The sequence below is a fragment of the Arthrobacter sp. ISL-69 genome, assembly GCF_018613775.1.
In the GTDB taxonomy this organism is placed as follows: domain Bacteria; phylum Actinomycetota; class Actinomycetes; order Actinomycetales; family Micrococcaceae; genus Arthrobacter.
The window spans coordinates 106,373-119,731 of record NZ_JAGGPO010000010.1 but is presented as its reverse complement, the minus strand read 5'-3'; the positions used below and the strand labels follow the sequence as shown (position 1 = coordinate 119,731).

Sequence of the window (13,359 nt, the reverse complement as noted above, 5' to 3'; positions counted from 1 at the left end):
GCGGCAATGCCCGCTGCCCGGAGTCGTCGCCCTCGTCGTTTCTGACGGGACTGTGTGTGATCGGGGAATGAACGGGTGCGGCGGGAGAAGCTGCGCAGCGGCATGGCGGAACTCCAAGGTAGAGACGTGACGGGCCGCTGAGCGGGCCATCTGGCATTAGGTTAGTCCCACAACTTTTGGAACGATACTGCTGTTACTGACCGTGAACGGGGAAGCCCGCATTTCTTGCGCAGGGACAGGACGGCCGGCACCGTAGGGCAACGGTGCCGGGCGGGGGAAGCCTGGTGACGTCAGAGCTTGGCCAGCATGGCCTGCATTTCCTGTATTTCTGCTTCCTGTGCGGTGACGATGGCCTGGCCGAGTTTAACGGCCTCGGGGTTTTTCCCGGCGGTGCTTTCGGTTTTGGCCATGATGATGGCGCCTTCGTGGTGGACGATCATCTGGTTCAGGAAGAGCCTGGCCGCTTCGCTGCCTTGGGCGGCGTCGAGCTTGGTCATGTCCGCGTCGCTCATCATGCCTTCCATGCCGCCGGCGCTATGGGTGGACATGTCATGGGCGTTGGGTTCCTGTATGGACTCGTTCCAGCTCTTGAGCCAGCCGGTCATCGTATCGATCTCCGGTCCCTGCGCGGCCTTGATCCTGGTGGCGAGGGCAGTCACGTCCGCGGGGATGTCTTTCTTGGCCAGCATCACGTCGCTCATCTCCACCGCCTGGGCGTGGTGGGGGATCATCATCCGGGCGAACATAACGTCGGCGGCGTTGTGATCCGCGGCAGACGCCGGAGTGCTCCTGGCCGGGGCGGCGCTGGAGCTACCGTGATCCATGTTTGGCATGGACGTGCCGGAGGAACCGGGTCCGGTTCCGGTGGTGCAGCCGGCCAGCGCGATTGCCGCAGCGATCGCGGTGGCCGAAAGGGGCAGAAACTTCTTGATCATGAAAAACCGTTCCTTCGAAAAATATCAGGGGGCCGCAAGGCACCGCCGGCAGAGAGTGTGCATCATTTGGATGCGGCGGACGCACCCGGATTGGGGCGTGTGGTCATGCGCGCGTCGAATCCTCAGGGCGCTCCGGTTTACGTCCGACTGACGGACAACTCACCCGGCGACGGGCTTCCGGGAAGGTAGGAATATCGCGGCGGGATCGAGCCTGGGGGATCGGCGGCGGGAACGGCGCCGAACATCGTGGTGCCGGGGAGCGGAGCCGTCAGGGAGCCGGCCTTTGCTGACAGCGCGCAGCACGCCGTCGTTGCCTGGATGCTGTGGCAGCTGCCCGGGCATGGATCCGAGGGTTGCCCGGTCGTGTCCTGGACGAACACCGGGTGTGAATGTCCGTCAGACGCCCGGTGCCCGGCGGGGGCATCAACAGCAGATGATACGTTGGCGGCGCCTGCGGGTAATGCCATTGCGTCGGCTGGGGAGTGCATCGAATGGCTGACGGTGAGCACGTGCATGCCGAGGATCCCGGCGATCAGGCCCATAATCGCGGCGAGCCGTCCCGCGCGGCACAGGAACTCCGTCGCAACATGCCAGTCTGTTGCCGGCACCGGTCTACTCAATCCCACGTCGCTGCCTCCCGGTTCAATCAATCCGGGCCGGATTCAGTTTCACGCGGCGAAGTAGCTGGGCGTTCAGTGCGACGACGATGGTCGAGGCCGACATCAGCACAGCCCCGGCGGCCGGGGACAGCGCGACCCCCGCGAAGGCGAGCACGCCGGCGGCCAGCGGGACGGAAATGATGTTGTAGCCGGTGGCCCACACGAGGTTCTGCCACATCTTCCGGTAACTGGCGCGGGAAAGGTCAACCATGGAGAGCACGGCCCGGGGGTCGTTACCGGCAAGGATAACCCGGCTGATTCAATGGCGACGTCGGTGCCGGCGCCGAGCGCAATGCCGACCTCCGCTCTTGCCAGCGCCGGTGAGTCGTTGACGCCGTCGCCGACCATGGCGACCTTCAGCCCGCGGGCCTGGAGCTCCGCGACTTTCTTGTCCTTGTCCGCTGGGAGAACTTCGGCGAAGACCTCGTCGATGTTCAGCTCCAAGGCCACGGCCCGGGCGACCTGGCGGGCATCGCCCGTGATCACGGCGACCTTGATGCCTCGGTGCTGCAGGGCGGCCACGGCCATCCGCGATTCCTCGCGGATGGCGTCCTCCAGGCTGACCGCGCCAAGGATCCGACTCCCCTCGATGACGTGCAGCACAGCCGTGCCGCGGTCCTTCCAAGCCCGCGTGGAAGCAGCCAGATCGTCGGGTTCGGTGATTCCGGCTTCCCGCAGAAGGGCAGGGCCGCCTACAAGGACGGTTCGCCCACCCACAGTGGCGCGGACGCCCCGGCCTGTAATGGAATCAAAAGCCGTGGCATGGGGGATCTGCAGTTCCTGCTGCCGGGCCGCCCGGACGACGGCGCGAGCGACCGGGTGTTCACTGTCGGCTTCGGTGACGCCAACGGTTTCGGTGCCTGCTTCGGTGATGCGTTCCGCTTCGTCGGGCAGCAGTGCCGCGAGGGCATCGAGGGCTCCCCGGGCGGAGCCAAGGGCGCGCATTTCGATCCAGTGGCCCAGCAGCATGATGGCCACCAGCAGGGCCAGCTCCCACCAGAAGTCCAGGTCGAACCCGCCGATCCCCAGGCTGGTGACCCAGGAAGCGGCGAATGCGACGCTGATGGCCACGCCGATCAGCAGCATCATCCCCGGCTGCCGGGCTTTCAGCTCATGCAGTCCGCCCCTCAGGAACGGCATACCGCCGTAGACAAAGATCACCGTGCCCAGGACTGGCGGGATCCAGGCCGCGCCCGGAAACCCGGGCGGCATGTAGCCGAGCAGGTGCCCGAACATCGGGCTGAAATACACCACCGGCACTGAGTGGGCGGGCACGACTGTTCTGGCCCGCGACATTCGGTGTTAGCTGTGGGGCCCGAGGTGGACAGTCACGATGGTCCCGACGTCGGGGATCGGACCTATCTCGAGTCTTCCGCCGGCCGCGGCGGCTACTCGGGCGCAGGTCGCAAGGCCCAACCCGGATCCGGGCGGGTCGCCCTCGCGGTGCAGGCGCACCAGGGGATCCAGAACGCGTTCACGGTCGGCCAGGCCGATGCCTTTTCCGTTGTCGATCACCCGCAAGACTGCACCCTCCTCGCCGCGGTGCCCGGTGATGTGAATCACCGGCGGGACGCGCGGTCGGCGATAGGCGACGGCGTTGTGGATCAGGTTCTGCAGCAGCACCCGCGTCTGGCCGGGATCCGCGGTGAATGTTAGTTCCCCGCAGTCGATTGACGCTCCGGACTCCTCCAGAATGGCGGCCAGGTCTTCCACGACGTCCTGGACAAGTTCGGGAAGTGAGACGAGTGCCGGGTGCAGATCGCCGCCGATAGTTGCGAACGCGAGGACGTCCTCGACCATGGACAGCATTCTGCGTCCGGTGTTGCCGACAATGCCCAGGTAGTCGGACGAATGTCCGTCGTGGCCGGCTTCGGCGTCCATCTCGGCCAGTTCCACGTATCCGAGGATGGTGGTCAGGGGGTTGCGCAGGTCATGGCTGATCCGGCCGGCGAACTCCGCGAGTAGACCGTTGCTGCGTTCGGCCTCGGCCAGCGCGCCGGCGAGCTGCCGGGCCCGGTGTTCCAGGTGCAGGACGTCAACTACTTGGGCTGCCAGAATTTCGAGGCCGCGGAGTTGTTCGTCACTGATCCGGCCGGTTTCGCGGGAACCGGCGCACAACGTGCCCAGGACAAACCCGTCATCCGTTATCAGCGGTATGGACGCGTAAAACCTGACCCGGCCACGCCGGCCGTCAACGTAGGGATTGCCGCTGTACCGGGGGTCAAGGGAGGCGTCTTCGAGAACGGTCGGTGCCCCGCTGAGAAAGCCGACCGCGCACATCGAGTCTTCGCGGGCACACATGTGCGGGTCAATGCCTGCTGTCGCGACCTGATACTGCAGATCCTCGGTGATGATGTTGATCGCCGTCACGGGCTGCCCGCAGACTGTCCGGGCCAGCTCCACCAGGTTTTGCAACCTTTCCGATGGAATCGGGACCATAATTCGCGCGTCCGGCCCCGAAGGGATTGGAAGCCCGGCCCCTGCGAGTACTGCGTCCCGTACTATTTCGTTCACCGTCATGGCTGTGAGCCCGGGCGCCAGGAACCGAAGTCGGCCGCGCCGGCCGTGTCCAGGCGTTTCATGCTGCAGTCCCCATGGCTACAGCATCGCAGATTCTCACGTGCCATTAGACCAGATCCGCGATTTTCGCCGGTGGCCAAGCGTAAGGCCGGTGGCCAAGCGTAAGTCTGGTCGCTGTCCCTAATCGCTGGATGGCATGTTCATGCGCACTGGCGGGCGATGGCCAGCGTCTGGGCGATGACGTCGACCCGTTCGTCCACGGTGGCGTGCGGCGGGGCAGCGACTTTGATGCCGCGGACGCCCGTTCGATGGTCCGTCCCGGCCGCCGCCAGGCACTCCCTGATGCTGTCAGCGGTCATCAGCGAGGCGGGTTCGAGGACCCCGGACAAAGCGTAGGCGCCGGGTTCACTCCCGCCCGTTTGGGGCGGAGCAGGCGGCACGTGTACGTCTGCCCAGGCGGGCCCGAACCGGGTCTCGGCGTCGGAGCAGCCTGACAGGACGAGGCCGCCGAGCAGGCCAGCCCGTCGGAGGAACCTGATGTGTTCGACGGCGGCGCCGGCTCTCCGCTGTTCAATGACCGAACGGCCCCAATTGATGCCCAGCCTCACGGAGCGCCCGGTCAGATCGTTGGCCCGGCTGACGGCTTCGACTTCAGCTTCCAGTGTCATGAATCCCTTGGCAAAAGGACGGCCGGGAGTGAAGGCGTCGCAGTGTTCAAGGACGATTTGTACGCCCTGCCAGTCCCAGGCCGAGATCTCCGTGAGCGAGTCTGCCAGCGCGGACACAGAGGTCCGGCCGCCGTCCGCGACTGGGGCCGCATGAAGTTCCAGGGCTCGAACTCCGGACCCGCCGGTATGGGCGCTGAGCCGGTGTGCGGCGTCGAGCGCCTCGCCTGCGAACTCCACGGCGGCTTTGCGCCCCGCGGCGGATGTCGAGGCAAGGCCGAAGGCCGGGTCGGCTTGGAGCCGGGCCGCCGTTCCGGGAATCGTGGTCACGATATATTCGGCAGTGGCGGGAAGCTGCTGCAGGAACCACGGTTCATCGTTTTTGTGGAGCGCACCGGTGAACGGTATTTCCAGCCCGGCGACACCGTCCAGCGCGAGCACGTCTGCCAGGAACTTGCCTTCGGAGGCCGGGTTCCAGCCCTGCAGGCTGGGGGCGGCGGCATAGGCTCCCACGAAGAATTTTGTGCCGCTGCGGTGCTGGGGTTCATTCATACTGGCTTCGCCTCTGGTTGGGGTGTGGCTCGTGGCTAAGGGCAGGCTGCCTCTGTTTTTGCGGATGGCGAAGGCACTCCACGTCTTCGCCGGGAGCAGGCGGCAGGAAATCCGGAGGTTAGCGGCTGACCGGGTCCTTCGTGTCGAGCAGGGTGAGTTCGTGGCGGCGGGGGAAGCCTTCCCAGTCACCCGGCACGAGGCAGGCGAACGCGCCGGTGGCCGCGGCTGTCCGCAGCCTTTCTTCGGGGCCCCGGCCAGTGACGTATTCGGCAAGGTAGCCGGCGACGAACGCGTCGCCGGCACCGACGGTGTCCACAGCAGCAACACTAACTGCATCCTGGCGGAGGACCTGACGGTCGATCAGGGCGAGGGCGCCGTCCGCGCCGAGCTTGATGACAGCCTGGCTTGGACCCAGGTCAGCTATGCGTCGGGCAAGGTCCTCGGGTTCGCCGGTCCCGACTGCAATCGCGGCTTCGTCGTCGCCCGCGAACACGATGTCCGCGAGCGGGATGAGATCCCGGTAGACGCCTGCGGCGCCTTCCCGCGACCAGAGATTGGCCCGGAAATTGAGGTCGAAGGAGACCGGCACGCCGGCTGCCTTGGCCGCGGCGATGGCATAGCTGATTGTTGACTCGGCTTGCCTGGACAGCGCCGGAGTGATTCCGCTGATGTGCAACAGTGCTGCCTGGGAGATGAGCAGTTCGTCGACGTCCCCTGGCGCGATCCTGGAGCCGGCGCTGCCGGCACGGTAGTAGCTGACCCGCTGGGTGGCTGGTGTCCGGCGTTCCTTGATCATCAGTCCTGTTGAGGCTGTGGGGTCGACCGCGATGCGGACGTCCACGCCTTCTGCCCTGATTTCGCGCTCAACAAGCTGGCCCAGGGAGTCGGCCCCCACGCGTCCGCACCATACGGACTGCACACCAAGCCGTTGAAGACCGATGGCGACATTGGACTCGGAGCCGCCAATCCCCAGGCTCATGGTGGAGGCGTGGGCCAGAGGGCCGACCTGATCGGCACGCATCAGGGCCATGGTTTCGCCGAATGTCAGGACGTACGGTGCAGGGGAGCCGCTCACCGTTTCGCGTCCATCTCGTCTGTGGTCTGGTCGACCAGCTCACGGACACGCCGTGCCCTGGCCGTGAGTTCCTGCAGGTCCCCACCCTTGAAGGCGTCGCCAAGGAGCGGACCGCCGAGGCTGACGGCGAGGGCTCCCGCCCTGATCCATCCCGGTACATCCTCGATGCCCACCCCGCCGGACGGGATGACCTGAATGTCCGGAAACGGGCCGCGCAGCTGGCCAACATAACCGGAGCCGACCACGGATGCCGGGAAAACCTTCACCGCGGTTGCGCCGAGTTTCCAGCCGGCATGCAGCTCCGTCGGGGTGAGACCGCCGGGGTAGACGGCAACGCCCCGCCGGATGCATGCCGCGATGATGCCGGGGTCCGTCACCGGTGTGACGATGTAGGCTGCGCCGAGGTCCAGTGCCGTTTCTGCTTCGTCCGCAGCAGTCACGGTTCCGACGCCGATTTCCAGGCTGTCGCCAAAGTGTTCCTGGAAGCGGGGGAGTTCGTCGAACACGCCCGGTGTGCTCAGCGTCAGTTCGATGCTGAGCACACCGCCCTGCTGCAGTGCGTCGATGACCGGGGCATACTCGCTGGCGTGATTGGCCCGGAGGACAGCTACCACTCTCGTGTCGCGGAGGATGGAGGACGGTGCCGGGCGGGAAATGGTTGCCTGGTGTTCGAGGCGCAGCATGGGTTCCTTCTTCGGAGGTGGTTGGGCCGGAGGGCTTTACTTGGTGTGGCGGGCCTCGGCCAGCCCTGCGTCGGCTAACTCGGCGTCGGCGGGCGCCGGTCGGTTGCGGTGCCGGCGGGCATCCTCCGGATCCGTGAGGTCGCGGTTGAGGGTCTCGGGCGAGAGCCGGGTTGCTATGAAGCTGACGAGCATGACGAGGGACATATAGATAGCCACCGGGACCCACGAGTTGCTGAAGACTGCTAGGAGTGCGGCGCAGACCATCGGTGCGATGCCGCCGCCGATGATGGAGGAGAATTCGCGGCCCAGCGTGACTCCGGCGTAGCGGTAACGGCTGCCGAAAATCTCCGGGAAGTAGCTCATGTGCACGCCGACGACTCCCTGGCAGGCGAGCATGAATCCCACAATGATCACGAGCATGATGGCAATGGGTGAACCGGTGGTGAGGAGCATAAAGGCCGGGGCCGGAAAGAGGACCAGTGCGCCGGTGATGATGGAAACCACCCGGCGTCGTCCGATCTTGTCCGAGAGCATCCCGAAACCGACGGCGGCAGCGCCGCCGCACAAAGCTCCGATCAGGAGCACCTGCGGGATGAACTTGGGATCCGTGCCGACCACCGTGATCAGGTACGAGGCCATGAACACCTGGATGGTGTAGGACTGGGTGCTGACGCCGAAGTTCATCAGGATGACGCGCAGCACGTTGGCCTTGCCGAACTTTGCGACTTCGCGGAGCGGTGCTGGCGGTTCGGTGCGGGCCTGCTTGATTTCTTCGAACACCGGGGACTCATCCAGCTTGCGGCGGATGACCAGCGCGGCGATGGTTACGAAGATGCTGGACAGGAAGACGAGCCTCCAGCCCCAGGTCATCATGTCGTTGGGAGCCAGCGCCTGGGCGCCGATCCAGACCAGGGCGCCCAGTGCGGTTCCGGCGGCGGCACCGACCATGATCAGGGAGGCGAGCTTGCCGCGGGTACCGGGCGCAGCCGATTCCGTCAGCAAGGTGGCACCGCCGGACTGCTCGGCGCCGGCGCCGAAGCCCTGGGCTGCGCGGCAGACGCAGAGCAGGAGCGGGGCGAGGACACCCACCTGTTCGAACGTCGGCAGCAGGCCGATGACCAGGGTGGCGCCGCCCATCAGCAGCAGGGTTGTGACGAGGATCCATTTGCGGCCGAGCCGGTCGCCGAAGTGCGAGAAGAAGATGCCGCCGAGCGGGCGGAACAGGAACCCGACGGCGAAGGTGCTGAAGCTGGCCAGTAGGGCGGCCGCGGGTGAAATGTTCGGGAAGAACAGATGGCTGAAGACCAGCGCGGAGGCAGTGCCGTAGATGACGAAGTCGTAGAGTTCAAGCGTGGTGCCGATGAGGCCCGCCAGGGCCGCTTTCCGGACCTTCTTCTGGTCTACGGCCGTGGCTTGGGGATGTTCCGTGGTCATTTCCATACTCCTTTGAATGGATGTCCTGCATGGTCGGCCTAAAGCTCCGCCGGTGCGGGAATGAATCAGTAACTGATGAGGACCTTGAGGTTGGTGGGGTCCGTGACCGGGGCCGTGAGGGCGGTCGCTGCATCGGCGAGGGGGTAGGTGCTGGTGATGATGGACCGCAGGTCCACCTTCCCGGATGAGGCGAGTTCGATCGCCGTCGGGAACGCGTGCGCATAGCGGAAGGCGGTGACAAGGTCGATTTCGTAGCGCTGGAGGACGCCGAGCGGGATGCCGTCCACGGTGGGACGCGCCTGGCCTACTACAGTTGCCCGGGCTGCCGGCGCCAGGGTCTGGATGCCGTCAATAAGGGCCCTGCTGTTTCCGGAGCACTCGATCAGCCGGTCCATTCCGGTCAGTCCGAGGGCTGTTGCTGCGGTATTGATGGTGCGGGTGGCTCCGAACTGCGCGGCAACGGCGAGGCGGTCGTCGTTGACGTCGGTCACGATGATCTCCGCTGCGCCCCGGACTGCGGCGACCTGTGCCACGAGCAGGCCGATGGGCCCGGCGCCGGTAATGAGCACACGGTGCCCGGGCTGCACCTGGGCCCGATCAACAGCCCAGACGGCGACGGCGAGCGGTTCGATCGCTGCACCGATCTCCGCCGGTACGGATGGCGGGAGCTCATGGAGCGCTGCTGCCGGGACCACTACATGGCGGGCGAAAAGGCCGTCCGTGGGCGGGGAGCCAAAGCACGTGCCGGCCGGGCACACGTTGTACCGGCCGGAAACGCACGTCGGGCAGGTGCCGCAGGAGAGCGCCGGTTCAATGACGACGGCGGTGCCCGCGGCGACGGCGGCGGTCCCGCCGGTAGCGATGACCACCCCTGCGCCCTCGTGCCCGAGGACGGTGGGCTGGCGGAGTACGTTGGTGCCGTTGCGGCCGTCCGCGAAGTAATGCATGTCCGAGCCGCAGATGCCGCCCGAGCGCATTTCCACCAGGACATCGTTCGGGCCCAGTGCCTTCAACGGTTTCTGCTCGATACGAACGTCGTTGGCGCCGTGCAGGACGGCGGCTTCAGTGGTGCGCGGCAGCGCCGGCTGTTCCGGGCGGCGTACGGCTTGCGTGGTCATGGGTTGCTCCGGCTCTGTGCGGGAAGAAGGGCGGTGGACTCGGCCGCAGCGCGGGCGGCGGCCAGGGGTCCGTGCTGGTGGATGATGTCGATCAGTTCACCGGTGCGGTGAATGAAGTCGTCGCGGGTGGCGAGTTCGTCGCCCAGGAGATGAAGCTGGCCGATGACTTTCGCGGCAAGTTCCCGGCCGGAGGCGGACCCTGCGGCGAGGCGTTGCAGCGATTCCCTGGCGGGGTCCTGCATCTTATGGGCATGAATGCCGGGGTCGAAACCGTGAAGCGGCGCGATGCAGGACAAGTACGCCGCGGTGGTCAGAGCAAGGAAGTGGGGCATGACGCCGCCGTCGAGCATCTGCAGCGCCGGGAGGGGGATACGTTGGCGGAGCTTGACGGATCCGTCCGAACCCACCTGGCTGGTCCGGTGTCCCAGCGCTGAGTTCCGCCACCGTGAGAAGAGCTGAGCTTCGTAGGAATCGACGTCGACGTCGGCCGGCACCGTCACGCTGGGCAGGTATTCGTGCCGGAGGATGGCTCGGGCGGCGTGCTCGACGTAGTCCAAAGCCGTGGAATCGGGAATAGTGGCAGCACCGGACAGCGCACCGAGGTACGCGATCAGCGAATGGGTGCCGTTCAGGAGCCTGACCTTGAGCTGTTCGTAGCCCGCGACGTCGTCGGTGAAGACCGCGCCGCCAGCTTCCCACGCGGGGCGGCCGGCAATGAAGTTGTCCTCTAGGATCCACATTGTGAACGGCTCCGCGGGGACGGGAATCCGGTCCGTGTACCCGAGCTGCTCCGCGACGAGCGTGCGATAGTGTTCCGTCGTGGCGGGCACAATCCGGTCCACCATGGAGGACGGAAACGTCACGTTGGCGTCGATCCACTGACGAGTCTCGTTGGCTTCGGCGGCTGGCAGCAGCGAGATGAATTCACGGACGAGTCGGCGGGTGTGGTGGCCGTTGTCCGAGAGGTTGTCGCAGCTGAGGATGGTGACCGGTTCGCCATGCGTCCGGGACCGCTGCTGGAGGCCGCGGACAATCTGGCCGATCGGCGTGCGGGGGGCCGCGGCTTGCACCAGGTCGTGCTGTACATCGGCGTCGGCCACATTCAGTGAACCGGTTGCGGGGCTGTAGGTATAGCCGTTTTCCGTGACGGTGAGGGACACGATCCGGGTTGAGGCCGCGCCGATTTCCGCCACGACCCGTTCGGGATTTTCCGCCGCGACAAAGGCGTCCGAATGCACGCGCGGCGTGGAGAAGGTCGATCCTTCGGGCGATATCTCCACCACCGTGTAGGTCATGTCCTGGGCATGCATGGCGTTGGTGACGGCGCTGGAGCGGCTGGATACTCCGATGATGCCCCAGTCGCCGCCGTGGGCGCTGATGGCGGCGTCGGTGTAGACGGCCTGGTGGGCGCGGTGGAAGTTGCCCAGGCCGAGGTGGACGATGCCGGGGGCCGGGACTGCGTCACGTCGGACGATTCCGGGCGTGGACGCCGTCAGGGGTGCAGGCTTGGGGCGTGTCATGGTTCACCAGTCCTTCATGGAGCCGTCGAGCTCACGGGCGATGGGCAGGTAGGCCTGCTTGTAGGGGAAGCGGGCGGCAGCTGCTTCGTCCACCTGTACCCCGAGGCCGGGTTCGTCGCCGGGGTGGAGGTAGCCGTCCTCGAAGCGGAAGCTGGAACGGAACACCTCGGAGACCAGGGGGTCGTAGCCCATGTATTCCTGGATGGCGAAGTTGCTGGTGGCCAGGCCCAGGTGCAGCGAGGCGGAGAGGTTAATGGGGGAGACATCCGAGGGTCCGTGCGGGGCGCCCTTGATCTGATAGACCTCGGACAGTGCCAGGATTTTACGGACGTGGGAGATGCCTCCGGCGTGGACGACGGCGGTGCGGATGAAGTCGATGAGCCTTTCGGTGATGAGCTGTTCGCAGTCCCAGACGGTGTTGAAGACTTCGCCGATGGCCAGCGGGATGGTGGTCTGCTGGCGCAGGGTGCGGAGCAGCCGCTGGTTTTCGGCCGGCGTCACATCTTCGAGCCAGAAGAGGTCCACGTCCTCCAGCGAGCGTGCCAGGCGCGCGGCTTCGGTGGGATTGAGCCGGTGGTGGACGTCGTGGAGCAGCTTCAGTTCCGGTCCGACGTGCTCCCGGACGGCCGAAAGGATCTTCGGGGCGTGGCGCAGGTAGGCGGAGGTGTCCCAGTCCTCCTCGACCGGTCCGGCGCCGCGTCCGGCGGGTTCGTAACTGGCGGCGCCCTTGGTGACGCCATAGACCTTGTCCAGGCCGGGAACGCCGGACTGCGCGCGGACGGCCCGGAATCCCTGTTCGCGGCGCTGGTCAACGGAGTCCAGGAGTTCGGGAAGGTCCCAGCCGGTGGCGTGCGTGTAGGTGAGGATCCTGTCGCGGGCGGCACCGCCCAGGAGCTGATAGACGGGGACGCCGAGGGCTTTGCCCTTGATGTCCCAAAGGGCGAGGTCGATCGCGCCGATCGCGGCCATGGTGACCGGTCCTCGGCGCCAATATGCGCCGCGATAAAAATACTGCCAGGTGTCTTCGATCCGGTCGGCGTCCCTGCCCAGCAGTGCGGGGGCAAGGTGGTCGCGCAGGTAGCTGGCCACTGACAGTTCGCGGCCGTTCAGGGTGGCGTCGCCCCAGCCGACGATACCGTCATCGGTAGTGATTTTGAGGGTGACAAAATTTCGGCTGGGGCTGGTCACCAGGACGTCGACGTCGACGATTTTTCGGGTCATCGGGAGATCACAACATTCTTGATTGGTTCGTTCTTGGACAGGCGGGTGATGTTTTCGGCGATCTCCCGGGCGCGGCCGCGGAAGGTTTCGGCCGTGACGCCGGAGGAGTGCGGGGTCATGATGATGTTGTCCAGCCGGCCGAAAGGCATTGTGGATGGCTCGCCGCGGCCGTCGGGTCCCGGATACTGGTACCACGTGTCGATGGCGGCGCCGGCGATCCGGCGGTCCTTGAGTGCCTCGTACAGCGCAGTTTCATCGACAATCGGACCGCGGGCCACGTTGACCAGCAGCCCGTCCGGGCCAAGGTCGTCGAGCTGGGCGGAACTCACCAAGCCCGTAGTCTCTTCAGTCAGCGGGATGCTGATGACCAGGATGTCCGATTCGCTGAGCGCCTCGGCCAGCCGGTCGGTTGATCCGGCCCAGCGGAGCGAGTTCGCCAGCGGGTCCACCGTTCCGCTGCGGGTGATGGCGATGCCCTCGGCCCCGAAGGCCTGCAGCAGGTTCCAGGCGGCGCTTCCGATATGGCCGAAGCCCAGGAACGTCACCACGGCTCCGCGCAGCGTTTCCGGCTGGCGGACCTCCGCAGAGTAGACGGACGAGGACCATACTCCCGTGCGCAGGGCGGCGTCCTGTCCGATCAGGTTCCGTCGCAGGGCAACAAGTACCGAGGCGATGTGTTCGGCAATGGAGCTTTCATGGTGGAACGTGTTGGCGCAGACAGCTCCTGCCGGAAGTGCGCCGGCTTCGATGCCGTCATAGCCCGCACCCGCCACATGAACCAGACGGACGTTCGGCGCTTCCGCGCCCATGGCCTCCGTGAACCTCGGTCCCACGTAAACGTCGGCATCCTTGAGGTCCGTGAGGACGGAGTGTTCGTTCCAGCTGTCGTGCCAGGATGCGGTTGCCCCGTCGGGCAATGCGGCCTCGAAGGTGGTTCGTTGGGGCATCAGGTTGGGGTCGGCGATGACTATTCTCAT

11 protein-coding genes and 1 pseudogene are annotated in these 13,359 nt (G+C 66.1%); all 12 read right to left on the bottom strand.

Annotated elements, in window-relative coordinates; all coding sequences use genetic code 11:
• Nucleotides 1–290: 290 nt before the first annotated feature.
• Nucleotides 291–935 (bottom strand): DUF305 domain-containing protein, encoded by a 645-nt coding sequence (locus J7I79_RS05915; protein WP_214951337.1) that lies wholly within the window; start codon nt 933–935, stop codon nt 291–293.
• A 137-nt stretch (nt 936–1,072) separates the two neighbouring features.
• A complete protein-coding gene (locus tag J7I79_RS05910; protein WP_214951335.1) occupies nt 1,073–1,543 on the bottom strand; it encodes a hypothetical protein in 471 nt (156 codons plus the stop codon).
• Nucleotides 1,544–1,577: 34 nt separating this feature from the next.
• Nucleotides 1,578–2,863: pseudogene (locus J7I79_RS05905) on the bottom strand (HAD-IC family P-type ATPase); the annotation flags it as partial.
• A 33-nt stretch (nt 2,864–2,896) separates the two neighbouring features.
• Nucleotides 2,897–4,033, bottom strand: coding sequence for an ATP-binding protein (locus J7I79_RS05900; RefSeq protein WP_251042424.1), 1,137 nt, complete (start codon nt 4,031–4,033; stop codon nt 2,897–2,899).
• Nucleotides 4,034–4,314: 281 nt separating this feature from the next.
• On the bottom strand, nt 4,315–5,331 hold the full coding sequence (locus tag J7I79_RS05895) for a DUF4862 family protein (RefSeq protein WP_214951331.1): 1,017 nt from the start codon (nt 5,329–5,331) through the stop codon (nt 4,315–4,317).
• Between the two features lie 118 nt (nt 5,332–5,449).
• Nucleotides 5,450–6,406 (bottom strand): sugar kinase, encoded by a 957-nt coding sequence (locus tag J7I79_RS05890; protein WP_311380528.1) that lies wholly within the window; start codon nt 6,404–6,406, stop codon nt 5,450–5,452.
• A complete protein-coding gene (locus J7I79_RS05885) occupies nt 6,403–7,089 on the bottom strand; it encodes a bifunctional 4-hydroxy-2-oxoglutarate aldolase/2-dehydro-3-deoxy-phosphogluconate aldolase (protein ID WP_214951329.1) in 687 nt (228 codons plus the stop codon). The genes J7I79_RS05890 and J7I79_RS05885 overlap by 4 nt, the downstream gene beginning before the upstream one ends.
• 36 nt (nt 7,090–7,125) lie before the next feature.
• A complete protein-coding gene (locus tag J7I79_RS05880; protein WP_251042423.1) occupies nt 7,126–8,523 on the bottom strand; it encodes an MFS transporter in 1,398 nt (465 codons plus the stop codon).
• A 65-nt stretch (nt 8,524–8,588) separates the two neighbouring features.
• A complete protein-coding gene (locus J7I79_RS05875) occupies nt 8,589–9,641 on the bottom strand; it encodes an alcohol dehydrogenase catalytic domain-containing protein (protein ID WP_214951327.1) in 1,053 nt (350 codons plus the stop codon).
• Nucleotides 9,638–11,161, bottom strand: a complete 1,524-nt coding sequence (locus tag J7I79_RS05870; RefSeq protein ID WP_214951325.1) for a mannitol dehydrogenase family protein — start codon at nt 11,159–11,161, stop codon at nt 9,638–9,640. The genes J7I79_RS05875 and J7I79_RS05870 overlap by 4 nt, the downstream gene beginning before the upstream one ends.
• 3 nt (nt 11,162–11,164) lie before the next feature.
• Nucleotides 11,165–12,382: a D-mannonate dehydratase ManD gene (manD, locus tag J7I79_RS05865; protein WP_214951323.1), complete on the bottom strand. Its 1,218-nt coding sequence runs from the start codon at nt 12,380–12,382 to the stop codon at nt 11,165–11,167.
• Complete coding sequence (locus tag J7I79_RS05860; protein ID WP_214951321.1) at nt 12,379–13,359, bottom strand: 2-hydroxyacid dehydrogenase; 981 nt, start codon at nt 13,357–13,359, stop codon at nt 12,379–12,381. The genes manD and J7I79_RS05860 overlap by 4 nt, the downstream gene beginning before the upstream one ends.